We start from the raw sequence: 25,790 nt of genomic DNA, 5'->3' as shown, positions 1-25,790 counted from the left end.
GGGGGGCGAAGGGGGGATAGGGGGCTAAGGGGGGATGTGGTGAAGACTTTTTGAAACCTAGCTTTATCGGAAAAGGATGGAGTATCACCCCCCACAATTATCGCTCAAAAAAAACAGGCGATCGCAACTGCAACCGCCTGCAAACATCAACCTTTGAGACAAAACTCAAGCACCCACAGCCTCTTTCGCCGCGTACAACACCTCAGCGGTAATCGTATCGATCCCCCGATCGCGTGCGAATTTCTCCGTATTACGCTTCACCTTTCCCCGAACGAAGCCAGGAATCTTATTCAACTGCGACAACCCGTCTTTACTCCAACTCAAATCCGATTCTGCCGAAACGCTCTTCGTAATCGCTTCCTTCGTATCGTGTCCGCCGAAGATTTCCAACAGGTGATCTTCCATTCCCAGAGTAAACGAATTGTAAATCAAGTCCACCACCTGATTCGCACCCTCGTATCCCAAAAACGGCTTGTATCCCACCGGGAAATTCTGAATGTGAATCGGTGCTGCAATCACGCCGCAGGGAATATCTAACCGCTTCCCGACGTGGCGTTCCATCTGGGTTCCAAAAATCGCAGCGGGTTCCAGGCGCGCGATCGCATCCCCAATCGCTGCGTTATCGTCGCTAATCAGAACCTCGTCACAATACTCGCTGACTTGTTCCCGGAACCAATCGGCGTCGTATTTACAATAGGTTCCCGCTAAAACCACGTGAATTCCCATCTCCCGAGAAAGGATTTTCGTCATCGCCGCCGCGTGGGTGTTGTCGCCAAACACGACAGCTTTCTTACCCGTGAGGTTCTGACAGTCGATGGAACGGGAAAACCACGCCGCCTGAGAGACGAAGCGCGTTTGATTATCGATGTATTCCTCGAAATCTGTCTCGACGCCGAGTTGGTTTAACAGTTTGCCGATTTCGCGAATACAACGCGCCGTATCCACCACACCCATCGGCGTAATATTCACAAACGGCATCTCGAACTCAGTTTTGAGGTAGTTCGCCGCCATCGTTCCCAATTCGCGGTAGGGAACCAGATTAAACCAGGCGCGAGGTAAGTTCTTTAACTCGTGAACTGAGGCACCGTGAGGAACGACAGCGTTCACCTCGATTCCCAAATCCGCCATCAACCGCTTTAATTCTGTGGCATCGTGTTGGTTGTGGAACCCTAACGAGGAAATCCCGAGAATATTAACCGACGGTTTTTCAGTTTTATTCTGGGGAAGTTCGCCTTTTTTCTGGGCTTTTTCCAGATAATACCGCACGATCTGTTCGAGGGTGCGATCGGCGGCTTGTAACTCGTTGACGCGATAGTGGTTCACGTCGGCGAGGAGAACGTCGCAGTTGGCTTCGAGTTGAGCGCGAGAGACGAAGTTGGCGAGGTCTTCTTGTAAGATGCTGGAGGTGCAAGTCGGGGTAAGAACGATGAGATCGGGATGTTCTTCGGCATCTTTGCGGGTGATGTTGTTCACCACTTTATCCTGAGAGCCTCGCGCCAACACGTTGCGATCGACGACACTGGCGGTAACGGGGGTAAAATCTCGCTCCCGTTCCAACATCGATCGCATCACGTTAAAATAGTCGTCGCCTAGGGGCGCGTGCATGATGGCGTGAACGTTTTTAAAAGAACTGGCAATCCGTAGCGTGCCAATATGTGCAGGTCCGGCATACATCCAGTAAGCCAATTTCATATAACGATCTCCCGTTGTCGCTTCAAGGGTGCGATCGCACCGCGAAACCAAGTTTTTTCAATTTCGACGTGCGATCGATAGGGACATTGATGAATTGAAGACGAACTCAGATTTTTTAATAGGTAAATTCGCTTATTGTCAAAGCCTAAATTACCCCGTTGCCTGTAGTCCGACTGGACTCTAGCCTACGACTAAAGCAATTTATTTGTTGTCCCTTAGAGACGATTCTTAACGGTTTAGTACATTCCTTAACAAGAATTCAAAAGAAATTTTGTCAGGAGTTACACATCTACACCATTTGTCGGGTGGGCAATGCCAGCCCTTTCAAGATGAGCGACGCTCTAGCTCGAGAAGGCGCTGAGTCTCAGTGGTGCAGAAAACTTTTCGAGATCTGGGGTTGACAAAACACATAAAATCTGTATTTGTACTCGAGCCAGATTCCCGGCATCTCGGAGATGCTGAAAATCATCTACTACCTTCAGTTTCAATCCCGTTTCCAGGATTTGGAAATTGGAAAGCTGGGCTTCTTCGTTGTCGTTCGCCCACAAAATCGCTCGGGCTGTGGTTTCAATCCCGTTTCCAGGATTTGGAAATTGGAAAGTGGACTCAAACGACCCTAAAAATCAGATATTTGGAGAGTTTCAATCCCGTTTCCAGGATTTGGAAATTGGAAAGGCAATTTGGTGCAGCAATCACCAAGCTTGCTAATGTTTCAATCCCGTTTCCAGGATTTGGAAATTGGAAAGACTGACTTGGTAGGTTTTCTCTCCCCTTCGGTTAAAGTTTCAATCCCGTTTCCAGGATTTGGAAATTGGAAAGTCGGTCAGAGGTTTCCGGGGCAATGATGGGAAATACGTTTCAATCCCGTTTCCAGGATTTGGAAATTGGAAAGGGCTCGTCCGTCTCAATCGAGTCCCAGGAATTTTCAGTTTCAATCCCGTTTCCAGGATTTGGAAATTGGAAAGCTAACTTTAGGTGAAAGATCGTGGCGAATGGAAGTTTCAATCCCGTTTCCAGGATTTGGAAATTGGAAAGCGAGTCTTTTGCGAGAGCCGTTGTAGAAGGAAAAGGAGTTTCAATCCCGTTTCCAGGATTTGGAAATTGGAAAGTCAAAGCCTTTCAGCAATCATCAAAAACTTGTGTCGTTTCAATCCCGTTTTCAGGATTTGGAAATTGGAAAGTTTCCACGTCCCCCGCGCAAGGCTATCACCTCTGTGTTTCAATCCCGTTTCCAGGATTTGGAAATTGGAAAGAATTCCCGTGACAATATTTAGCTCGTCGGGCATCTCGTTTCAATCCCGTTTCCAGGATTTGGAAATTGGAAAGTCGATTCCAAACCCAGCGAAATTTCACGGGTTTCGAGTTTCAATCCCGTTTCCAGGATTTGGAAATTGGAAAGAGCGATTCAACGCTAGGACGTTGGCTCTCTAGCACTGTTTCAATCCCGTTTCCAGGATTTGGAAATTGGAAAGTTAACACATAGGAGTATCCCATGTTTAAGTTTCGAGAGTTTCAATCCCGTTTCCAGGATTTGGAAATTGGAAAGCTCACATTCTAGTGCCGATCGAAACTGAGTTCAAAGTTTCAATCCCGTTTCCAGGATTTGGAAATTGGAAAGTCTCGTATGTTTGCCCCACGCCACCACAAGAAAATGTTTCAATCCCGTTTCCAGGATTTGGAAATTGGAAAGTGACGGAATCCATATCGGGCGGCATTGCCATCCGAGTTTCAATCCCGTTTCCAGGATTTGGAAATTGGAAAGGCGGGATCGTCGCCTCTACGATCGCCGCGATCCGCGCGTTTCAATCCCGTTTCCAGGATTTGGAAATTGGAAAGCGGAATTATCGTCTCGCACGATTCTTTTGAGGGGTGGTTTCAATCCCGTTTCCAGGATTTGGAAATTGGAAAGCCATCTACGACCGTTTGTGATTTTAGTATCGAGGCTCGTTTCAATCCCGTTTCCAGGATTTGGAAATTGGAAAGTCGCCCCCCGCCGTATGAACGGCGTCCATGTCTTGGGTTTCAATCCCGTTTCCAGGATTTGGAAATTGGAAAGTATCGCTGAAGCGGCTGCCAAGGCAATCGCCGAAAGTTTCAATCCCGTTTCCAGGATTTGGAAATTGGAAAGTGAGCGTTTAGACCCTGACGAAAAGGGTATGAATTAGTTTCAATCCCGTTTCCAGGATTTGGAAATTGGAAAGTTCTTTGGGCAAGTTGATAGTCAACTTCGAGAGCTGTTTCAATCCCGTTTCCAGGATTTGGAAATTGGAAAGTTTCTGGCTGCCCGATTTCTCTCATCCTGAAATTGGGTTTCAATCCCGTTTCCAGGATTTGGAAATTGGAAAGTTTGTAGACTTTCTCTGACGCACCGCTTTTGAATCAGTTTCAATCCCGTTTCCAGGATTTGGAAATTGGAAAGGTGGGCGATCGCCCTTCCGAGTTGGGCGTTTGCCGTGTTTCAATCCCGTTTCCAGGATTTGGAAATTGGAAAGCTGACTCGACGGCTGACTCGGCAGCCGTGAGCATCGTTTCAATCCCGTTTCCAGGATTTGGAAATTGGAAAGTTAACTCAGTTCGCTCTTTTTCTGATAATTTTGAAGTTTCAATCCCGTTTCCAGGATTTGGAAATTGGAAAGTTTTTTCTTTGACCAACAAACTCCCAAGGCTAGTTTAAGTTTCAATCCCGTTTCCAGGATTTGGAAATTGGAAAGTTTGGTGGAGAAATAAATCAAGAAACCCAGCAAAGTTTCAATCCCGTTTCCAGGATTTGGAAATTGGAAAGCGGGTGGGGGACTTTCGGCTTAACGGCGACCCCGTGTTTCAATCCCGTTTCCAGGATTTGGAAATTGGAAAGGTCGTTCGTTTTAAAACGGATGACAAACTTGGACAGGTTTCAATCCCGTTTCCAGGATTTGGAAATTGGAAAGAAAGCGAACGTTGCGACAACAGCAACGACTCCTCAACGTTTCAATCCCGTTTCCAGGATTTGGAAATTGGAAAGTCGATGTTGCAAGGATGCAACTTGCTTCTATCCCACTTTCCGCACCACAAGCATACTACAACAGGATTTTTAACGAAGAAAGTACATTACAGCCTTCGTTGTTGAAAATAAATTTCAATAACTTGTGTAGTATGTATTTTTACTTGCGATCTTGATAAAGCTTTCTGCATAAAGTTTTGACAGATCGGACAAACATACTACGTTTTGAAGTGCGGAATGTGGGTTCTATGTTAGGTTTCAATCCCGTTTCCAGGATTTGGAAATTGGAAAGCTTGAGATAAGTCATGTCATCATCGCCCTCCGTTGCAGTTTCAATCCCGTTTCCAGGATTTGGAAATTGGAAAGTTTGAAGAATCTCACCTTGTTAGCTGGTGTCAGCACGTGTTTCAATCCCGTTTCCAGGATTTGGAAATTGGAAAGTCGTCGCCGCCGTCCCAGTTGTCGCTGCTGTAGTTGTTTCAATCCCGTTTCCAGGATTTGGAAATTGGAAAGCTTCCCCGCCGTAATACTTGTCTTCTCCAAATTGCTGTTTCAATCCCGTTTCCAGGATTTGGAAATTGGAAAGACATTTGGAAGTCAGAAATACGATATTTCTGGGGTTCCGTTTCAATCCCGTTTCCAGGATTTGGAAATTGGAAAGTCATTTTCAGAAGAGGAATTTAATTCTATTGCTCCTTGTTTCAATCCCGTTTCCAGGATTTGGAAATTGGAAAGTTTATAATTAGTTGTTGTCAGTTATCTTGTAAATCGTTTCAATCCCGTTTCCAGGATTTGGAAATTGGAAAGAAAACCGCCAGCTTTTCGCCGTCGAAGGCCGCTTTAAGTTTCAATCCCGTTTCCAGGATTTGGAAATTGGAAAGGGAACGTAGCTTTGGGTAATCGGATCGCTGATTCCGTGTTTCAATCCCGTTTCCAGGATTTGGAAATTGGAAAGCAAAAGTCGAGTTCCGTCGGTGGGATCGGCAGGGGGTTTCAATCCCGTTTCCAGGATTTGGAAATTGGAAAGGGATATGCAATCGAGAAGTTCGCGGCTTGGCGCCCGTTTCAATCCCGTTTCCAGGATTTGGAAATTGGAAAGTCGCGATTGCCTAAAAAATGGTGACGTCAAAGGCTTGTTTCAATCCCGTTTCCAGGATTTGGAAATTGGAAAGTTCTATTGCTTTGGTATGATTGCGCTCAATATTCTGTTTCAATCCCGTTTCCAGGATTTGGAAATTGGAAAGGGTGGGGCATCTGGAAGCGGATCGGATTTTGCAAAGTTTCAATCCCGTTTCCAGGATTTGGAAATTGGAAAGTCCGCCAGTCAGAACCTCGACCCAGAGGGGGGTTGGGAGCAGGATTTGGCAAACCCCGATCGAAACCCACAATCGAGCCGATCGCACATCCTTACCTCACCCCCATGAAAACACCAAAACTATTGAATTGTCAAGGTTCTGGCGATTTGGCAAACCCCCTAGAGTTTTCAACCCCGCTTCGGTTTGCCAAAGCTCGCGTGACACCATCATAAAACAATTGCCGACACTTGACGCGGCTTATCCGAACCGTAAACGATCGCACGCTTCACCGCCGCCTTATCCAACACATAAATCCTCACCGAATCCTCCTTCGGCTCAATTAACTCCTCGATCTGAATCTGCAAACGCGCGAACTGCACTGCCGTCAAAAAACACTCGAACACACTGTACTGCGTCCAAACCCCATAACCGCAAAGCAACTTATGCAGCCGCGTCCGACGCTTGTTCGCCGCCTTCGTATCCGGCAAATCGTACACCACCAAATAAAACAATGTGTTGTTCTTCATCTTAAAGCCAAAGGTTTGTACGGAACCCCCTCCTGTAAATGTCGTCCCAACAACCGCGCCTGAAGCTCGATCGCCCGACGATAGGAACAGCGATAGCCAAACACTGGATGCTTGAACTCGTCCGTTAACTTACGATCGAACGCCTCCAAAAACGTCTTGCGCCCTCCATCCGAAAGCCGATAACTGCCCAAACTCTCCTGAAAATCCTTCGGCTTCAACGCCCCCATATTCAACACCGACAACACCACACTATCGGCAACAATCGGACGAAATTCCTCCATTAAATCCAACACCATCGCAGGCTGTCCCCGCGTCGTCTCGTGCAAATAGCCGATGTACGGATCGAGTCCCGTCACGTGAACCGCCGTCACCACTTGCACTCGCAACAACCCATACGCAAAACTTAACAAAGCGTTCGCCGGATCGGTGGGCGGACGGCGGTTGCGCCCCGGAAACGTCCACGGAGACTTGAGAATCGACGACCACAGCCCGAAATACTCCCGCGCCGCTAACCCTTCCATCCCCCGCACTGCATCGAGAGTTTCCTGGCTGGACACCGCCTTTTTGCGCTGCTGGAGAGGATTGTCCGGGCAACCCCGACGGTACAACAACCCGTATTGATTGTGGATTTTTCCTGCTACAATTGCCTTGACAATTTCAAGCTTTTGTGGTAAATCGCAATGAGCGGCGTATTGAGCCAGTCGTAACTGACCGTTGCGGGACTCGCCAGGGAGCGCCGACCCCAAATATTTACCAAACCGGCTCAAGTAATGGACGGAAATTCCCAATTCTAGGGCGTAAGTTAGCGCCTCTCCGGTAATACTGGGATTGCCCATCAACACGATCTGTTCCACTGTTTGAGCGGGAATTTTTTTCTTTTCCCAAGACCCATCTTCTTGTTTGAGCGCGACGATAAACGCTTCGTAGTGTTTGCTAACCACTGCATCGGGTTGCGTGATATAGAGAACAGACATGGTTTTTACTCCGTAAAATTGACGGCTTAAGACTGACGTTGTAAATAGCGAACTTCTTTTGGCAGACAAATATTCTGAAGACTGCAATCGCGACATTTCGATCGCGTCTCAATTGGCGGCGGCATCGATCGATCGACAGCCGTTCTCGCTTGTTCGATCGCCTGTTCTGTAGTGCAACGCAATTGTGGCGTGAACTCAACCCGTTGTCGCCGTCGATTTCCGTGATAAAAAATTTCACCGTACTCGATCGCTTCCCCCGTCCGTTCCTCCAAACACAACGCCGCTGCACAGAGTTGAAAAAAGTCGTTGAAATGCTTGGCCATGCGACCTTTTTTGTACTCGATCGGAACCCAGCGATCGCCCTGACATTCCACCGCGTCGATAATGCCTTTAACCCGCAGGCGATCGCTCCAAACCCACTGTTGCTGGTGAATCGTGCGATCGCCCTCCACCCGAACCTCGACCTCGTTAATATTGCGGTGCAAATGGCGACCCATCAAAATATGTTCGTTATCTACCATCTCGCCGAGGACATATTCCCAATAAAAACGGCGAGGGCAATATTCCCAAGCGTTCAGATACGCCAGGGGCAAAAAATCTCGATCGTCCATGATTGAAAATCCTTCCTTAAAGGCAACAGGGAAGACGGTTTCTCCCCTTCTCCCCCTCTCCCCCTCTCCCCCTCTCCCCTTCTCCCCCTCTCCCCCTCTCACTTCGAGGAATCGGGTTGAGTTTCCAATTTCGTCGAACCCAAACCTTGAGCGGTTTTGCGTCCCACACCGGCAAACTCTGCAAACCGAGCCAAGGTACTCGCCACCTGTTGCGTTTCTGCATCGGGGAAACGATAGCGAACCCAACCGACTGCCCCTAATTCGACGCCTTTTCGCATTGGCAACGCTTTCGTTTTCAGGTCGTATGCCGCCACCCAACCCGTCCAATCGGCTTCGGGGAGTTTTTCAGATTCAGGAGCGAACTCGTTCCACCGCCGCCACAAACTGTCAAATACGAGTTCTGGTAGGGGAAACGTTTGAATTCCCTGTTTTTGCTTGAAACTCGTCGGCGAGCAGAATCGCAGTTGAATATCTCGTCCTAACGCGGGAGCTTGTCGGAGTTCGGTGTAAGACGAAGCTTTCACCGCTGGGTGACTTCCCGGTAAGACGTTGGCACTAGCCAGACAAAACCGCGTTTTTCCCAATACAATCGGTTGGCGATCCGATCGCATCAACCCCATCAACAACGGCTGAATTAACGTTTCGTCGAGAATGCCGACAACAATGGCAAATCGATCGCCCGATCGAACTCGTCCCTGAGAACGTCGTCCCCGCAGCGGCGCAATACTTAAAGGAGAAACCGCCGTATCGTGAACCCGCCGGGCAACCTCTGGGTTTCCATCGTTTAACCATGCCATGATACGTGCGTGAATTGCCCGTCCGAGGGGATCGGACATCGCAGACGATTCCGTTGCTGCCAGTTCGATGGCGATCGATCTCAAAGAAAATTCAAGCTGTGGCGACATAACTGGCTCCATACCTCACATCACGGGGGAGGCGAATCGCATTTTCGAGGTCGAGCGATCGCTCCCGCTTCCAATTCTCCCAAGCGTTCCCCGCCACTTCCCAATAATTCCCCGAAAGCTGCGCTTGCGAAAACAAGCTCACCGGGGGCATTACCACGCGATCGTACAGCAACCATTGAGTACTCGGGTCGAGATCGAGGGGATTGAGCGGGCGATCGCATAAATATTCCCCCTGTCTCGCTCTAACTAGCGACGACGGAATCTCCACCGCCTCGACACGCACTTTCGCCGCCCATTTTCCCAAACGAATCCATTGCGGAATCGAGATTTTCTTCTCACCTGCCGTCAAAATATAAGTACGATAGCGACTGTTGACCGCTAACTCTTTGGCGCGACCGTAATTAATCGGATAGTTGCGATCGGCTCCCTTCTCTCCGAACTGTTTCGATCGACCGTAATAGGTACTCTGCGCCGCCTTAAACGTATTAATCTGATAAGACCAAGACAGTGGACGAGCTGGAAACACGTAAATTCCAGCCTGATTGAGATGGTGTAAGCTCTGTTCTGCCTCCTCGTCGAGATAGCTTGGTTTCTGAGCCGTTTTACCTTTAACGCGGTAAGGTTGGGGAATATGGCTGACTGAAAACAGCGCGTAACTGAGCGCCCAATTGTGTAAATATTTCTCCGTTTCGTACAGCGTCCCCATTTCCCGCGTGGCAAAAAAGACGTTGTCGTGCAGAGTTAGCGTGCAAGCATACAACATGGTTTGAAGTCCTAAAAACGGTGTGTCCTTAAAAACCCGGTATTTCCAATCGTTTCGAGATACCGGGTTTCTGGAAACTCAAGCTACGACTTCGACTTACCCGATTTTTTCTTCGGATTTGCAAACGCCCCGTATTTCTGAGCGTAAGTCAAGGTTTGCTGGTAGAGCGTTCCCATCGTCTCCGTCAGTCGCGTTTCGTCTCGGTACAACGCCCCAACTTCCTCAAGTAATGCCTCAACCTCCTCGCCAAACAGCACCGGATTTTGACGAACCGGTTCTCGATCGAGCAATTCTCGCGCCACCGTTGTCGCACGTGCTTTCAGTTCGTCGATGGGAGCGTTGAGATCGGGTTTCATGGCATCGTAGAGTGCTTGAGTAAAGTGCAGATTGCTGAAAATTTCGCCGTCGCAAAAAGCGATCGAGACGATGTGATTCTTCATCGTTCCCGTGCGCGATTCCTGTGCGCCGTAACGCCGCGTCCGCAGGAAGTTTCCCAACACGTAAAGAAAGCCTTCGTAAGTGGTATCTCGCAAAGTTTCCACAGCCGGAAACGTTACTTCTGGAATCACGTGATCCTGTTCGTTAATCGAATGTCGCATTTGACCGCCTTCACTCATCGTTCCCCCTTCCGAGGGTGCGTTGAAGGTCATGCTGTGGTGTGAGGTTTCGTAGGGAGTTAAAGAAAATGCGGAATCGGAATAGACTTTCGATCGCTCTGCACCGCTGTCGCCAATGGCAAAGCCGTAGAGAATGCAATCGGGGCATTTTTTGCAAGACTTTTCGCCGTTGTACGCACAATAGTTGTCGGCTTTTTCGTCTTCTGCACTGGTTAAATTCATCGATCGCAATAATTCTCGTCCCGCTAACCGTTCGGGAGTCGTTTGTTTGCGTTTGAACATCACCAAACGTCCGACAGGATCTTTCGTTTCCAGTCCGGCTTGAGTTCGCGCAGTATTCAACACACCATCGGTTTGAAAAATCGGGAACGATTGACTGTGACGCAGAGCGATAATGTGGATGTACTGACCCGAAGCCAAACGGGGAAATTCACTCGTGAAATGGGATTTTAAGCTGTCTAAAACGCTCATTCTGCTTGTTCTCCTTCGGTTTGCGTGTTTTTGGATTCGAGAGTGAGGAGGCGATAGGCAAATTCAGCCCCCGATTTGATGCGATTGCGGTTTTCTTGCAACAAGGCGCGATCGCCTTTGTACTGTTGTTGAAAAAGTTCGCGAACGCAAGTGGTCATAAACCCGTGAATGGCTTGAAGTTCGCGAGTTAAACGCTCTTCAATTTTGAGAGATTTATCCATCAAAATCGGTCGCGTGTAGGCTTCTTGGCGATCGAGTGCATCTTTAAGTTGTCCCGCTCCTTGCAAAATCAACTCTTCTTCATCGAGATGTGCGGGAGCGGATAAAATTGTTTCGAGTGCCTTCGAGAGCGGCATAAGAATCGCATGGCTCGAAGCTGTCAGCCTCACTTGGTAAAACTGACGGTATTCTTCCACCAAGCGTTTAGTAAACTTGAGCTTTTCTGTCATATCAACATTGTCCTTTGACCAAATTTCAGCAAATTTCCAGTACCGATAAACGTCATCGGCATGAGGTTCACGTTTGAATTTACGAAATCCAACTTGTGCTAAAGCGAAAATGTTTAGAACATCTGTCATCACCTCCCGAACAGTTCCGTTTAAAGCTTGCCAGCGTGCGTCTCCTGAATTACTACAGTTTTCTAAATGAATGCTGTAGGCGACGAGAAGTCGCTGTAAAACGGGTTCGAGTTCCTGTACGCGCACAGTTGAGGAACCGTAAAATAGCGACCAAAACCCCGCTGCACCATCGAGTTGAGCCGAGCCTAAAAATTCGCTGTCACTGGCATAAATGGGGACGTTACTACTACTGGCAACGACGCGAACGCCGAGTAATAAAGGTAATGCTAAGGCGAGAAAGGTCGGTTGTACCCAAGCATCCGTGACGGTTTTATTGCGAGTTGTCGTAACGATAGTTGCCATGAAGGGTAAGTCACTTTTGCTGTAATGCTTCGAGGTAGATTTGTCGAGGGGGTCTAGCCAATCTAAACTTTGCAATGCAGCTAAATTCATGCCAGAGTTTTTCCAATGTTTGTGAATTTCCCAAAGGTTGATACGTTGAATTTCGTCAGTGAGTCGCCGAATTGCCGCAATAATTTGAGGTGCATAGACGTAAGCCGGAAACATATAAAGGAAAACAGGCTGGCGGTCTTCAAACTTTCCAGGTGTTGCCGACCAGTTCGCTTGACGCAGCAGCATTTCTAACGCCCAAATTTTAGAGATTCCGCGCTTGATTTGCCGTCCGCCGAGTGCGTTTTTATTGCTGTATTGTTGCGGTTTAAACAACACGACGGAATCCATTTGATCTTCGGAGATAAATTCACCAGAACTCAGCGAGCAAATTGGCTGTTTGGAAGCTTTGGTTTTAGCGATCGCGTAATTGTTCAACTCGTCTTGAAACTGCATCGTACAATTTTCCCATCCCATCACATCGAGATAGCGATCGAGATAGTTTTCAAAAATTTCAACGGTTTCGCTAGAATGTTCGGGTAACAGATTTTGCTCGTTCGACCACTCCACCAAATCCTCAGCTAACTGTTCTAAGAATTCTTGAACTTGTTCCTCGTCGTAAGTTGCATGACCTTTGAGGTAATGCGCTGCTGCGCGATACCAACCATAGTTCACGCCACCTAAAACAATGTCGATTTGTTCGGATGTGAGAACTTCATCGAGTTTTAGGAGTTCCAAAACCTTGCCAGTATACTCAGGAGTTTTATCAAAAAATTCCCGTTGAACGACCAAAATAAATTCTGCTAGCCGATCGGCTCGTAAATCAGTATAATCTTGAATTTCGGCATATTCCTCTGGGTCGAGATCGCCGCGATCGAGCAATTTTTTAAGTCGATTGAGCGTTGCCGATTTTTTGTTAGCGACTTTGGCTTGGATAACACCTGGTAGATAACCAATCAAATCCGCTGCGGTAAACAGTTCAGTGGTTTGAGGGGCAATTTTTAACCCCTTTCCATCTCGTTTAAACCCAATTTCTCCTCGCTGCATAGGTTGTCCTAAAAGCTCCACTACCTTTCGCCGAACGGCTTTTTTAACTGTCGATCGCTCGGGAATTGCTGCATCGGTTGGTGCGAGATAAACGACACCTCGAGCGAAAAAGAGTAACGGTTTCCAATCCAATTCTCGAACCGCTTCTAACGTGGCGTTGTGAATCGCATTGGTGAGAAGTCCGAGGGTATCTCGCAAGCGGTGATACACGAGTTTTTTCTTAATTTTGAGATGGCTGAGTCGTTCTCGCAAGCGATCGCCTCTGGTGGTGGCGAAGATGTCACCCGGATCGTTCATATGAACCGCCACATCTCCAAAAGCAAGTAAATATCGCAATGGATTTTTTAAACGAATGTACTGGTGATTGAATTGTCCGAATTCAGCCCAAGTTGCTCCATAGGGATTAATCCCTTCCTTGAGTTGTGTATTTTGAGCGAGGTAGCAAATATCGAGAATATAATCCTCCCAATCTGACCAAAATTCCGAAAAATTGAGGTCTCGTCCCAACTCCCGACATAAATTTAGAATTTCGGGGATTTCATGAGCTTTCGGCGGTGCTTCTCCATTCCCATTACAATACTTGTTGTAATCGTGTAATGTCATTCCCAAACACAGCAAGTATTTTTCAACGAGTTGTATCTTTTGTGAAAGTTGCTCAGACAAATTCCACACAGTCAATAACGCATTTAAGCAGTGAACACAGAGATTTTGGTCGGGTTGGCTGCTCCACCTTTTCGCTTTTTCAACAGCATAAGAATCTCCCGCACGTTGTAAAGCCTCCTTGAGAACGACTTCCGAACCGCCTAACGCTGAAATTGTGCCGAATTTTCGTTCCATTTCCGGCAAAACGACCTCGATATATCGCTGTAAAATCGGATCGACTTCTTCCGGTAGCGTCGAGAGAATGAGTTCCTGTAACAGTGTAGACATGGTAAAGTCCTCAATTGAAAAGTTTAAAATCCAAAAAGCTTAGAAAATCATGTTGACGGTTCCTCTACAAAACTTTTTTAACCTGTGCTTCAGTGCATCTAACAACAGTGCATCTTGGTTAAAGGCACAGGCGTAAGCGTGATTTTCTGCATCGGTTAATCGATAAAGTCCAAACAGGGGACTGAGTTGTAATTTTTTGCTGACTTGCCAATGGCTTTGAGAATTCCTCGAATCTACAGGAACGAGAAATGCGAGAAGCTTGCGTTTTCTCAAACATCGAGAAATTGAAGAATTGGGGTGTTCGAGAATGCTGAGACGACCGAGTTCGGTCAGTTCGCAACAGGTTAACTGCTCGCTGTCGAGATGAGTTTTTAAGGATAAATCGAGTCGATCGTCCAACCATCCGGTTACTCGCAGATAAACTTGTACGTATCGATCGGGAAACGAACTCTCGCTATATCCGGTTTCGATCGCACCTTTAATAAACGTCTCGCGATCGAGTAATTCCACCATTGCATGAGGCAACAATCGCAACAAATCGTAAGTGTAAAATCGCGTTTTTCCCTGAGTTTCGTCCCAAACAGCCGCCTGAAGTGCCGTTCCTCCGCGAAATCGCAAGAGTTCATCTTGAATCGATCGACCGAGTTTATCGTTTTTCATCTTGAACCACCACTTGCGAGCGGATTCGAGACGATCGGGATAAACGCGATCGAAATCTTCTTGCATTTTCTGACGAATGGGTTTGCTAACTCGGTTTTGCACCATTTGTTCTAACAATCCTTGCGCTTGTAATGCTCCCCAACGCTGGCGATATTCTTCAAAAGCTTTCGGCGGTTCAAACGCATCTTCGATCGCTTCTCGAAGTTGCGATCGCGCGATCGCTTCTTCCGTCGATAGCTTTTCTTCCAACCGCGACATCACCCACGGCGTCTGACCCGGAACCAGTAAATACGCCTGATACTGGGAAAAACCGGGATGTCGTCCCAACCGTCCCAATCGCTGAATCACTGTCGCCGAATTGCTGCTTTCAAACACCAACAGGTGAATCCGAAAATCGACCCCAACATCGACCGCAGAGGTGGCGACAACGAGAACCGGATTCGACGAATGTTGCAACCGCTCTTGAATCGCTTTTCGTTCCCGGCGATCGATCCGTCCGCTAATTTCCTCAATTTCAATTCCGGGTAACTGCTCTTTCAACACCCGTACAACTCGGTTAACCTTGGCGATCGAATTGAGAATAATTAACCCGCGTCCTGCACCTTCGGCTTCCAAATGATGGCGAAGAGTTTCCGTTTGTTCGGACAGCCAAGTTAACGAGTCGCTATCGCCAAGGGACACAATATCTAACGTGACGGGTTGGAGAATCGGACGATAGCCGAACGTGCGTTGGTTGGCGTATTCGCCGCGAATCGATCGCACTGTCAAACCCGCTCGTTGCAACTGTTCGACAAACGAAGGTCGCGGAGTCGCCGAGGTGAATAAAAAGCGTTTTTTCTCAGCCGTGACTCGTCGAATGAGGGTGAGACTGTTCAGTGTCGCGGCTTCTTGATGGGGGCCGAAAATATGGAATTCATCGCAAACCCAGAGTTGGGGAAAGTCCGCCAGCGCAACGGGAAGTAATTCTTTCCCATAGGCGGGGTTGTGATAGCGATGGTGAACGATGAGATGGAAAATATCGGGGTTCGTTAAGAGAATCGGCGTGTTTTCGATGCTTTTGAGCAATTCGTTAAATTTATTGCTGTCTTTCTCGCTGACGCGGCGATCGAGTTCTTCACCGTAGAGGGAGTCGATTCGCTTAATTTCCTCGATCGCCAGACGAAAGCGGCGGTGATAGTCTTTCTGTTGGCGTTTTTGGTCTTCGACAAGTTCGATCGTCGGGTACAATGCCATTAGGCGAAAGGTCGGATCGAGCAGTGCTGGCAACGACGCGCCTAACGATTTGCCGTCTCCGGTTTCTGCTTCGTTGAAGGTCACGTCGGCGGTTCCCGATTGGGATTCGGCGCAGGTTTCAGCTTGATGAGACGAAAGCGGACAAGTGTGACCCGGTTCCGGTTGTAAGTCAGAGCGTTCTGCAACGAGACATCGCTCTTGACATCCCAAGGGACAGTTTCCCAGGCCAGGGTTGAGTTTGGAAAAGAGAGGAAGTAGAGAAATCTTCATTGGATGTGGCTCTCAAATCGCCGTTAAACCTACGTTAGACGGCTTGGTTGGAAAGTTGTTATCGAAAATCGACGACTTCTCGATTTAAGGATGGAAAAATGGCTGTCGAACCGCAGACGACAACGCAGCATCTTTACGAAACTGACTATCTGCGCTGGATTGAGGTGACGATCGCACAGTTGCGGCGACGAGAGATCGAGAATCTCGATTGGGAGAATTTGTGTGAAGAGTTAGAAGGGATGGCACGTCGGGAGCGTCGCAGTCTGAAAAGTAATCTCGTGGTGCTGCTGCTACACTTGCTGAAATGGCAACATCAACCGCAGCAGCGATCGGGAAGTTGGAAAGGTAGTATTGTCGAACACCGCCGCCGCATTCGAGATGCGTTGCAGGATTCGCCGAGTTTGAAAGGCTATTTGGTGCAGGTGTTGGATACCTGTTACGAAGACGCGATCGAGCAGGCTTGTGCGGAAACGGGACTTTCGGCTGAAGTCTTCCCCGATCGATGTCCCTACACTGTCGAACAAATCGAAGAGCGATCGTTTTTTCCTCAAGGGTGAACGGGGACGCAATTAAATTGCGCCCCTATTCCGAGGTGATCAGACTACGATCGGTTAGGCTTGAGTTCGGTGGATAGCTTTGTACATTCGGCACAATCTTCAAATCGAGTGTACAATCAACGATCGGTTAGGCTTGAGTTCGGTGGACAGCTTTGTACACTAGCCATCGATTGTATGCTTGGTGTACGAAGAGATATTGTCCGTGTAGTTTCGCTCCGCCAATCCGACATTGATTTGCCGCTCGCTGAAAACCAAACTGTGTCTCGATTTCACGAGTTTTGAAAATATGAACTGAACTCGGAGTTTCAGTTGTTGGCTCGTGACGCAGCACGAGCCAGGTACGATCTTTTTGGGTCAGCGGCAGGCTAAGCTGCTGCGGCAAACCTTGACAGTCGCCGTGTTTCGATCTATTGTTCATAGTAAGTTTACAGCCATTCTTCGGCTGCAAATCGAAATTACAAAAGGTTAAGGGTTGAGTTCCGATCGGCAAATCTGGCTCAATCCTTAACTTTTTTGGATTCTAACGTCAATTGGCTGCCTTGTCAAGAGTTAAGTTATAGATTTTTTCAAGCTGCCTAAGCGTATACATATGTATACTCAAAAAGCTACTGAACCCCCACTTAAATCTCTAAACTGATGGTATCATACACTCAGGTAAGGCTGGGGTTAGTCCTCGCAGAGCGCAGATAGTGCAAAGAATCCTGGCAACGGGATTGAAATCACATCTGTATCCGCCTGTACGTTTTGTGAACTTTCCCAGCTTTACCACCTACTGCACGAGCTACTGGCGTGTAGAGTGCGAGACATTCTCAATCTACAAATCAAATTCAGGCGTATCGACTTGCTTTAATGTCCCCCCAGAGCGAGAATCCGTTTAGCTTCACCCTGGAACTGCTGAAACTCCTGGCTCAAAAGCCTCAGACGCGAGAAGAACTCTGCACCTCGCTGACGGCGTATCTCAGCTCGAAAAATTGCACGTCCGGGGACATCTCGCAGAAAGTCGCTCGTACCGTTCGCCGACTCCGAGACGCGGGTTTCGAGATCGAAAGCGCTCCCCATCGTCCCTATCGCCTGCAAACCTCCAACTTTCCCGTCATTCTCACTCCCGCGCAACAAGAAGCTCTGGCGATGGCGATCGCCATCCTCGCAGATATGGGATTTTCCGCCGAAGCCGGACATCTCAGCCAAATCGTCGCCGCTGAAGACGAACCGTCACAAACTCTGCTGAAAACCGATTTCAGTCCCCCCGTGGACTACAGCCGCGATCGCACTCAAAAAATCGTCGAACAACTGCGATCGCGCCTCGAAACGCAACATCGCTTCGTGATTCGCTACCGCAGCAGCAGCGGAAAGGAAAATAACTACGACCTCGATCGCTCGGAATTGCGACTCCACAACGGCGTTCTCTATTTATTTAGCTTCGTTCCCGCCTGGAACAGTTGGCGGTCATCCAAATCGATGCTCGATCGCAATCGCCTGTTTCGAGTCGATCGCATCCTCTCCATGACGAGACCGAGCGATGTTCCTTGGTGTTATACCATCTTTCCCACCGAAACCTTCCGCTACCGCATGAGCGGTCCCCTGGCGAACTATCGTCCACGTCGCCACCAAGAGCGCGTTATCGATGAAGGAAACGGATTTGTCGAGATCGAAACCCGAGAAGACTGCGAGTTCTGGTTTCGCCAACGCATCCTTCAATACGGTTCTAACGTGCGCGTATTGAGTCCCGAGTGGTTCGCGCGAGACATCGAAAAAGAATGGCGCAAAGCTTTTACAGTGAGCAGTCAGCGATTGTAGGATGCCGGACTCGAACAATAGGGTGTCGATCGTGAGACAGATCGCTCTGTCACGCACCGCCAACGTACACCACTTTTACTGCTCTTTCATCCATTCCACACATTCGTGCAGTTGTCGCGCCATCGTCTCGCGATCGAGATGCGCGCGGCGACCGTGACCGGGAAGTACCCACTCAAACGAGTAATTCGTCAGTTTTCCCATCGAGTCGATTTGCTTGTCCCAGGAATACCAACAATGACGGGGGAACGCATAAAGACGTTCGAGATGCGGCGACCAGGCGAGATGATCCCCCGCAAACAGAAATCGATCGCGATACAACAACACGGTATGGCCGCGAGTGTGACCGGGAACCGGAACAATTAACAAGTCCGGAGCAAACTGAATCGGGTCGAAACCGGACAACTGAATTTCTACGTCGCGCAACTCGTCAGTGATATCGTCTCCGTGGAGGATTCGATCGCACCCGAAGCGATCGCGGAATTTTTGGTGGTCGGCGACATCGTCTTGGTGCGTCAAATACAGATAGCGCACGCCGCCGAGTTCCTCGAGACGTTTCACCAATGGCGCGGCGAATCGCGGCGAATCGATGAGAACGTTACCTTCGGGTCGTTCGATAAAGTAACTGGTTGCACCAAACGAGGATTTCGAGTGATAGCCGCAATGGTAGACGTTTTCGGCGACGGGAAGCGGAAACTTTTGCTGCACTTCGGCGATATCCGACGGCGGTTCTACCGTTCCAATCGAAGCCGTCGGACAGGACAACAGTGCAGTTAACGCGGCGTTGCGTTCGGTGTCGTTGGTAGGTTGGTGGTACACGGCAGACCGTTCGCGATCGCGATGAAACACCTTCGGCGCCATCCACCGACAGGTATCGCAGTCGATACAGGTCGAATCGACATAAAAGTCACCTTCGACGTTTTCGGCACGCCGTTTTTTTTGCGTAGCCATAAATTGCTCTTTCGTACTTCTTCTTCTATTGTGGCAATTTTTTCGATTGTGACTGTTTTTTATGATTGTGGTGCGTTCGCAGAGAGTGGAGGAGTGGCGCGATCGTCCATGACTCGGGGAGATTTGGGACGACAGGGACTCCCAACGCAAAAGTATCCAGCCGGGAGATCTCCAAAAACGCTACTTCTGGCACCGACAACGGTATTCGACCCGATCGCTACCCCAGCCGCGACGAAGCAATCCGCCGCAATCCAAACGCCGTTTCCCAGTTGAATCGGTTGGGTAATCAGTCCGAAGGCGCGATCGCGACTGTCATGACTTCCGGTGCAGAGATAGGTTTCCTGAGAGACGACGCAATGGCGGCCGACGGTGATGCGATCGAGGCTGTAAAACACCACGTCGTCCCCAATCCAGCTATAATCGCCGATTTCGATTTTCCAAGGATAGGTAAATCGCGCCGTGGGACGAATTAAGACATCTCGTCCGATTTTCGCACCGAAGCGACGCAACAGCCAACTCCGAAATCCGCTGGCGAAGTGGGGACTCAGGGGAAAGGCGATCGCCTGAACGAACCACCACAGCAGAACGTACCACCCCGGACGACCGCGATCGAACCACGACTGATCGTATTGGCGTAAGTCGATCCAAGCTTCGGTTTGCAGATCTGGCGTTTCAAGTCCGGTTGGGGTCGCGTCTTGGGTCATGGTCTCGATCGCAGGCTGTATCGTTCTTTTCAATCTTAGTTCACGCCAGTTCTCCCTCGAGGGAAGGCGATCGCTTCGTCTGTTTGAAAGGTTTTTAATTGCTATATTGCGATTGAGTTGTGGCAAAAATTCGTGAGGTTGGTATTTCGTCGATTGGATGGCGGTTTGGCGATCGCAACGGTTATGCAAACGAGGATTGCATGGCGAGAGATGCGACTGATGCAGCGTCAAACCTCCGATCGCAAGTCTCTATGTTTGCAAAAACTTAACAAAAAAAATATATATATTGAGAAAAATCGGATATAAAATGATAGTATTGCCAGCTTTTTGAAATTCTTGAATTCATCAGCACCAAAACTTCCATTTCGCTAAATTGTTGAGATTCTAATCCTAAAACACGAAAACAGTATAGAATTTCACAAAACTCTTGTGTTCTTTTAAATTTAAATAACGTCAAAATAGCGAGATTGAGTATCTCAGGAAATTCTATGGATTTCTTAAAAATTGACAAGAAATCAAAATTCTATCTCGATCGCTACCGATCGAACAAAATCTCGAAACTCCCAGCAAGCTTCAAGCGTGAAATGCAATTAGTGTGATGCTTATTTTCAAAACAGGAAGTATGAAACTCGGACGCATTTCAGTGTTCGTACTCGGCATATTCTGCGGCTCTCTCGCCGTAGGTGCGTACTGGTTGTTGCAGCACTCTTCACGTTCGATCGAAACACCGATTGTAGAAAGCACGTCACTTAACATCACTCGAGAAGCCCCCGATTTTGTCTCTGCGTTAGGTCGAATTCAACCCAAAGACGAAGCGATCGTCATTTCTGGATCGTCTTCGACTGAAAACGCTCGCGTATCCGAGCTTTTAGTCCGAGAAGGCGATCGCGTTCGCCAAGGAGAAATCATCGCCATTTTAGATAATTTCGATCGCTTGCAAGCCACGTTACTCGAAGCGGAAACAGATGTAGCACTCGCACGTGCAGAACTCGATCGCGCGGAAGCTGGAGACGCCAAACAAGGTCAAATTGCCGCTCAAGAAGCTCGTATTGAAGACTTAAGAGTACAATTTGAGGGACAAGTGGCAACTCAAGAAGCAACCATCGCGCGTTTGGAAGCCGAATTAGACAATGCTAAAAACGAGTACGAACGGATGTTACCGTTAGCAGGAGAAGGCGCAATTTCCACGTCAACCATCGAAAATCGGCGTCTCGACGTAGTCACGTTACAAGAAGATATTCGCGGTGCAAACGCGCGTTTAGAAGAAATTCTCGAGTCCTACCCCAATCAAATTTTAGAAGCACGATCGACGTTAGCAAATTTGCGAGAAGTCCGTCCAGTTGATGTGAACGTAGCACGCGCTAAACTCGAACAAGCACTCGCCGCCGTCGCCAAAGCTGAAGCCGAACTCGAACTAGCTTACGTGCGATCGCCGCTTGACGGTCGAGTTTTAAAAGTTCATACGTTTCCGGGAGAAACCATCGACACAGAAGGTATTCTCGAACTGGCTCAAACTCAAACCATGTACGCGATCGCTGAAGTTTACGAGACAGATATTACTCGAGTTCGAGTCGGTCAAACTGCCCTTGTCAGCAATCCCATGTTCGATGAAGAACTGCGAGGAACTGTCGAACAAATTGGAGCGCAAATTGGCAAAAAAGATGTTTTAAGTAGCGATCCTAGCCTCGATGTCGATGCTCGAGTAGTAGAAGTGAAGATTCGCTTAACTCCTGAAGACAGTCAAACGGTTTCTAATTTAATTAACTTGCAAGTCGAGATAAAAATTGAAGTCGATTCTCAAACCGAAAATCTATCTTAGTGGTTTCCTCGAGCGAATCTCCAAAATTTTGGAAATGCCGAGGATCTGGCGAAGTCTATAGGGTGCATCTCACTATTGTAAAAACATCAGTTTGGGGTGGCAAAATTCCCGATTAGCAATTCCGGTATAAGATCCCCGGCATCTTGGAGATGCCGGGGATCTGGAAATTGAGTGCGCCCAATTCGATGAATTTACATTTTTGAGATGCACCCAGTCTATATCCATAGGGTGCATCTCAGTTTTGCAAAATAAGAAGATAGAAGATATTTAAAATCACGAACAATTTTGGGTCTTCGGAGTTTGTGGTTATAAATGTATACCATAATACAAAAAATTGAAAATTCGAGAGCCAAAACCCTTGAAATCTCGTGAAGTTAGTTTTTCTGTCACCCTAAACTCCGAAGAGCCACAATTTTAGAGATGATATGGATTCATCTCAATTTTTCCATCAGGCAAAATGGCTTTCCAACAGGCTGCATGAAACAAATCTGCTTGCCAAAGCCTTTTTGCATTTCTAAAGTTGGCTTCAACGAGATTTGCAAACTTAAAATTTGCAAAACCTAAGACCCATTTTAAAAACAATCTGGATTCATCTCAACATCCCCACCGGGTAAAATCGTTTTCCAGCATGTAGGCTGAAAACGGTATGATTCCCAAAATCCTCTTGCTTGTCTAAAATTAGTTTCGATCAAATTAGTAAATTCTAAATTTACCCAACTTAAATCTGCTTTAAAGAGATTAGCTCGATCGAGAGTTGCTCGTGACAAGTTAGCATATGCTAAATTAGCTTCAGTGAGATTAGCGCCCGTTAGATTGACTAATATTAGATTGGAACGAACTAGATCGGCTCCCGTCAAGTCAACATCCGTTAGTATCGCACCTCTCAAATTAGCTTCAGTTAAAATTGAACCAGCTAAAGAGGCAAATTTTAGATTAGCCCCAAATAAATCTGCTTGAGATAGATCTACAACTTCTAACGAAGCCAACTCCAGATCGGCTTCTCTAAGTTGAGAACCCTGCAAATTAGATCCAGATAAATCAGCCTGAGACAAGCAAGCTTTTTGAAAATTGCAATTCTGTAAGTTGGATTCAGTTAGTAAAGCGCGACTTAAATCAGCATTCGTTAAATTAGCGCTTGTAAAATTAGCTTGACGAAGATCGGTCCATTTTAATACGATCCCTTCCAAGTTTGTATAGCTCAAGTCAACTCGACTTAAATTCAATTTGCTAAAATCTCTTCTTCCTTCTTGATATTCTCTCAAAAGTTGATTGGCTTTAAGATCGGCATTACGCAATTTGTCCGACCTAGAATAAAAAGTACGAGCTCCAGATATAGATATATCATATAAATTATCAAATATTGTCCGATCTAGTGTTGCAGTATGAAAGTTTACAGTTTTCTCCAAGCTAACACTTCTAAGATTTGCATAGGTTAAATTCGACTTATAGAAATTTACATTTTCTAAATTTGTACATTCAAGATTTGCACCTTCAAGATTTGCAAAACTAAAATTTACATGACGCAAATGCGATTGTCTAAAGGAAACCTGCCTTAAATCAGCATTTTGGAAATTCACTCCTTGCAAGTTACAAGGTTTAAGAATAGATCCTCTTAAATTTGCATTTGTAAAATCTGTATGAGATAAATCGCTTCTACCAAAATCAACCCCTAATAGCTCTGCATTTTTAAATTTTGCTCCAACAAGATCTAAATTTTGTAAATTAGCCTCTCTAAGAAATATTTTTCTAAAGTCTTTTTCTCCAGTATGATATCTTTTAAGAAATTCTTCAATATTCATAGTTTAGCCTTTATTTCGCGCATGCTCCAATATTTTATTATATTAAAGTAATATTTGTCTGACACCGCAATTCAAAATCTGCTAAAAAGTATCCGATCGGATTTAGTCTGGATTTCGATCGCCCATTCTCTCTATTCCATTACCATTAACGATCCAATGTGACAGAAGAGATTCACACGATGGGAAGATCGAATCGGATGGACGATCGCATTTAGAATCATCTTACATTTCCTCTCCTGCACGAAACCCCCCTTCAACGTCCTCACGAACCGGTTCGTACCCGAGAGCGAGTGCGAACACCTCAGCCCGATCGCCACCAGCTTAATATTTGAGAAACAGAGATCCGCCCGAAATATCGAACGGCGACGAAAAGGACGCTTGCGGCGATGGTGAAAGCCCAGAACGATATCGTTCTGGGGAATCTTGGCGTTTCCACATCCCCCTCAGCGATCGCGAAGTCGAGCGACCCGCACGGTATCCGTAGAGTCAGCGTCGGGAAGATGTCACAATATCCAAGGTCGAGACTTACAAGCGATCGCCAACGGAAGTCAAACCATGGGAGTCGAGTACGATTGGGTTGTCCTCGGAGACAGCACGGCGGGAATGCGAGCGGCATCAGGTTTTCAGTCGATCTGTTTCCGCAAACCATTTAGGATTGCTATATTGGCTCTCTATAGTATCGATTTTTGCAACTATTAATTACCAAGATTCCATATTACACAAAACTTCGAGTAATCTTTAACAATAAGTCAAAATATCGCTTGAATTTCTGCTATATACCAGATTTGACAATAACTGCTAAATATGGCTTGGATCAACCTAATATCAGCGCTTCAACTTCACTACCATCATCGTACACGTGCTTTTCTCTCGCACAAACAATTCTTTCTAAACCTATAGCTCCCCTTATATCTTCAGCACTTTCTATAGTTATGAAACCGTCGGGAGAACATACTTCAGATTCCTCAAAGTGAGCATTCTGGAATTTGCACTCAAAGAAACTTGTGTCTATTAAAAGTGATTTTTTAAGGTTGGCTCCTGCAAAGTCAACACTCTCAAACCTCCCTTCTCTGAAATCCGCTCCTTCAAAGTTGACCTCTCTAAAACTACAAAAACTAATGTACACATAATACAAATTGGCTCCCGACAAATTAGAACCAAGCCAATCCGTGCCTTCACTACGAAGTTCACTTAAATCAGAGTTGGTTAAATCCATATTCTTCATAATACAGTTTGAGAACCTAGCCCCATTTAAGTTAATTCCAGGGAGTTTCACCCCGGTTAGATCGACTCCTTCAAATGACTCCCAACGAAAGTCTCGCTCTCCCGCCGCATAGCGCTCTAATAGTTCCTCAGCCGTCATTTCCATTGTCATACCTTCCTCCAGTTCAATTTACGCTGCACCTAAGCAGGTCATACAAAAAAAAAGGAGGTATATTACAGATTATAAAGTGTTTCCCCAGAAAGGAGTCAGAGGTATGGGAGCCAGACTGAGAGTGTTTCTCAACCGTGAAGAAGAAAGAACGCTCTGGGAGATGAGGAAGGCAACGACGGTGAGTCAGCGAGTCAAAGACCGAGCCGAAGCCGTTCGTCTGAGCCACCAAGGGTGGTATGTCGAACAGATAGCCGAGCACCTGCACCAAACGGTCAAGACGGTGAGGAAAACTCTCAAGACTTGGATAGATAAGGGATTAGGGGGACTGTGGGAAGCCCAAGGACGGGGACGGAAAAAAACTTGGAATGAAGAAGACATCGAATATCTAGAAAACTGCCTCAGAAATGACCCAAGAACCTATAACAGCGAGCAACTGGCGGAAAAACTGCGCCGCGAACGACAAGTGAACCTGAGTCCTGAGTATCTGCGTCAGATCCTCAAAAAAAGGGGGTCATTTGGAAGCGGACCCGAATAAGCCATCAACAACGACAAGACCCCCAAAAGCGCCTAGCTAAGCAAAACGACCTGGAAATGCTCGAACTCGCTGCCGCGGCTGGAGAGATTGACTTACTCTACACGGACGAATCGGGATGCTGTTTGTGGAGTGCCGCCAGCTACAGCTATTACTTCAAGGGAGAACAGAAACGGCAAGAACAGACGAAGAAACGAGGGAAACGAGTGAGTCTGTTAGGGCTATGGCAACCCTTAGTGACTTTTGTCTGTAGTTTGGCCTTGGGCAGTTGGAAAAGTGAAGACTTCATCAAGCTGATGGACGAGCAAGCCCATGAAGCCCAGAAAATTTACGAACT

The 25,790-nt window shown here is 47.2% G+C and carries 19 protein-coding genes, 1 pseudogene and 2 CRISPR repeat arrays; of the genes and pseudogenes, 5 read left to right on the top strand and 15 right to left on the bottom strand.

Annotated features, from left to right (window positions below; genetic code table 11):
- Positions 1–165: 165 nt before the first annotated feature.
- From bchB to cas3, 9 genes are all read right to left on the bottom strand, one after another.
- Entirely contained in the window at positions 166–1,692 is a 1,527-nt protein-coding gene (gene bchB / locus GEI7105_RS0106385) for a ferredoxin:protochlorophyllide reductase (ATP-dependent) subunit B (protein ID WP_017659646.1), read from the bottom strand.
- Between the two features lie 481 nt (positions 1,693–2,173).
- Positions 2,174–4,693: direct repeats of the CRISPR family, unit length 37 nt; unit sequence GTTTCAATCCCGTTTCCAGGATTTGGAAATTGGAAAG.
- Positions 4,694–4,926: 233 nt separating this feature from the next.
- A CRISPR array of direct repeats spans positions 4,927–5,988; the repeat unit is 37 nt; unit sequence GTTTCAATCCCGTTTCCAGGATTTGGAAATTGGAAAG.
- 206 nt (positions 5,989–6,194) lie between these two features.
- Complete coding sequence (gene cas2 / locus GEI7105_RS0106380; RefSeq protein WP_017659645.1) at positions 6,195–6,494, bottom strand: CRISPR-associated endonuclease Cas2; 300 nt, start codon at positions 6,492–6,494, stop codon at positions 6,195–6,197.
- A complete protein-coding gene (gene cas1d / locus GEI7105_RS0106375) occupies positions 6,491–7,468 on the bottom strand; it encodes a type I-D CRISPR-associated endonuclease Cas1d (RefSeq protein ID WP_017659644.1) in 978 nt (325 codons plus the stop codon). The genes cas2 and cas1d overlap by 4 nt, the downstream gene beginning before the upstream one ends.
- Positions 7,469–7,494: 26 nt before the next feature.
- Complete coding sequence (gene cas4, locus GEI7105_RS0106370) at positions 7,495–8,079, bottom strand: CRISPR-associated protein Cas4 (RefSeq protein ID WP_017659643.1); 585 nt, start codon at positions 8,077–8,079, stop codon at positions 7,495–7,497.
- 98 nt (positions 8,080–8,177) lie between these two features.
- Positions 8,178–8,984, bottom strand: a complete 807-nt coding sequence (gene cas6 / locus GEI7105_RS0106365) for a CRISPR-associated endoribonuclease Cas6 (protein ID WP_017659642.1) — start codon at positions 8,982–8,984, stop codon at positions 8,178–8,180.
- Entirely contained in the window at positions 8,968–9,747 is a 780-nt protein-coding gene (cas5d, locus tag GEI7105_RS0106360; RefSeq protein ID WP_017659641.1) for a type I-D CRISPR-associated protein Cas5/Csc1, read from the bottom strand. Before cas5d ends, cas6 begins: the two co-directional genes overlap by 17 nt.
- A gap of 83 nt (positions 9,748–9,830) precedes the next feature.
- Complete coding sequence (gene cas7d, locus GEI7105_RS0106355; RefSeq protein WP_017659640.1) at positions 9,831–10,835, bottom strand: type I-D CRISPR-associated protein Cas7/Csc2; 1,005 nt, start codon at positions 10,833–10,835, stop codon at positions 9,831–9,833.
- Positions 10,832–13,759 (bottom strand): type I-D CRISPR-associated protein Cas10d/Csc3, encoded by a 2,928-nt coding sequence (gene cas10d, locus GEI7105_RS0106350; protein ID WP_017659639.1) that lies wholly within the window; start codon positions 13,757–13,759, stop codon positions 10,832–10,834. The genes cas7d and cas10d overlap by 4 nt, the downstream gene beginning before the upstream one ends.
- Positions 13,760–13,798: 39 nt before the next feature.
- Complete coding sequence (gene cas3, locus GEI7105_RS0106345; protein ID WP_017659638.1) at positions 13,799–15,922, bottom strand: type I-D CRISPR-associated helicase Cas3'; 2,124 nt, start codon at positions 15,920–15,922, stop codon at positions 13,799–13,801.
- Positions 15,923–16,020: 98 nt separating this feature from the next.
- Between cas3 and GEI7105_RS0106340 the strand changes: the two genes are divergently transcribed.
- Positions 16,021–16,479, top strand: coding sequence for a DUF29 domain-containing protein (locus GEI7105_RS0106340; RefSeq protein WP_026097473.1), 459 nt, complete (start codon positions 16,021–16,023; stop codon positions 16,477–16,479).
- A gap of 127 nt (positions 16,480–16,606) precedes the next feature.
- Here GEI7105_RS0106340 and GEI7105_RS0106335 read toward each other — a convergent pair whose 3' ends face one another.
- A complete protein-coding gene (locus GEI7105_RS0106335; protein ID WP_017659636.1) occupies positions 16,607–16,897 on the bottom strand; it encodes a hypothetical protein in 291 nt (96 codons plus the stop codon).
- A 431-nt stretch (positions 16,898–17,328) separates the two neighbouring features.
- On the opposite strand from GEI7105_RS0106335, the gene GEI7105_RS0106330 reads away from it, so the two are divergent.
- Positions 17,329–18,276 carry a WYL domain-containing protein gene (locus tag GEI7105_RS0106330; RefSeq protein ID WP_017659635.1) on the top strand — a complete coding sequence of 316 codons (948 nt, stop codon included), beginning with the start codon at positions 17,329–17,331 and terminating at the stop codon, positions 18,274–18,276.
- A 75-nt stretch (positions 18,277–18,351) separates the two neighbouring features.
- Here GEI7105_RS0106330 and GEI7105_RS0106325 read toward each other — a convergent pair whose 3' ends face one another.
- Positions 18,352–19,224 carry an MBL fold metallo-hydrolase gene (locus tag GEI7105_RS0106325; RefSeq protein WP_017659634.1) on the bottom strand — a complete coding sequence of 291 codons (873 nt, stop codon included), beginning with the start codon at positions 19,222–19,224 and terminating at the stop codon, positions 18,352–18,354.
- A gap of 59 nt (positions 19,225–19,283) precedes the next feature.
- Entirely contained in the window at positions 19,284–19,928 is a 645-nt protein-coding gene (hpsU, locus tag GEI7105_RS0106320; protein WP_017659633.1) for a hormogonium polysaccharide biosynthesis acetyltransferase HpsU, read from the bottom strand.
- Positions 19,929–20,550: 622 nt separating this feature from the next.
- On the opposite strand from hpsU, the gene GEI7105_RS0106310 reads away from it, so the two are divergent.
- Complete coding sequence (locus tag GEI7105_RS0106310; protein WP_218959061.1) at positions 20,551–21,747, top strand: ABC exporter membrane fusion protein; 1,197 nt, start codon at positions 20,551–20,553, stop codon at positions 21,745–21,747.
- 414 nt (positions 21,748–22,161) lie between these two features.
- On the opposite strand, the gene GEI7105_RS40965 is transcribed toward GEI7105_RS0106310, so the two are convergent.
- Together GEI7105_RS40965 and GEI7105_RS33195 are read right to left on the bottom strand one after the other, a co-directional pair.
- Complete coding sequence (locus tag GEI7105_RS40965; protein WP_144053696.1) at positions 22,162–22,329, bottom strand: pentapeptide repeat-containing protein; 168 nt, start codon at positions 22,327–22,329, stop codon at positions 22,162–22,164.
- Positions 22,320–23,546 carry a pentapeptide repeat-containing protein gene (locus tag GEI7105_RS33195; RefSeq protein WP_017659630.1) on the bottom strand — a complete coding sequence of 409 codons (1,227 nt, stop codon included), beginning with the start codon at positions 23,544–23,546 and terminating at the stop codon, positions 22,320–22,322. The genes GEI7105_RS40965 and GEI7105_RS33195 overlap by 10 nt, the downstream gene beginning before the upstream one ends.
- Before the next feature lie 423 nt (positions 23,547–23,969).
- Between GEI7105_RS33195 and GEI7105_RS36825 the strand changes: the two genes are divergently transcribed.
- On the top strand, positions 23,970–24,245 hold the full coding sequence (locus tag GEI7105_RS36825; RefSeq protein WP_144053695.1) for a hypothetical protein: 276 nt from the start codon (positions 23,970–23,972) through the stop codon (positions 24,243–24,245).
- Between the two features lie 115 nt (positions 24,246–24,360).
- Here GEI7105_RS36825 and GEI7105_RS33190 read toward each other — a convergent pair whose 3' ends face one another.
- Positions 24,361–24,915 (bottom strand): pentapeptide repeat-containing protein, encoded by a 555-nt coding sequence (locus tag GEI7105_RS33190; protein ID WP_144053694.1) that lies wholly within the window; start codon positions 24,913–24,915, stop codon positions 24,361–24,363.
- A 109-nt stretch (positions 24,916–25,024) separates the two neighbouring features.
- On the opposite strand from GEI7105_RS33190, the pseudogene GEI7105_RS39705 reads away from it, so the two are divergent.
- Positions 25,025–25,790, top strand: a pseudogene (locus GEI7105_RS39705) (IS630 family transposase); the annotation flags it as partial.

The sequence above is a fragment of the Baaleninema simplex PCC 7105 genome (assembly GCF_000332355.1).
Lineage (GTDB): Bacteria > Cyanobacteriota > Cyanobacteriia > Cyanobacteriales > Geitlerinemataceae > Baaleninema > Baaleninema simplex.
This window is presented reverse-complemented; position numbering and strand designations above follow the sequence as displayed.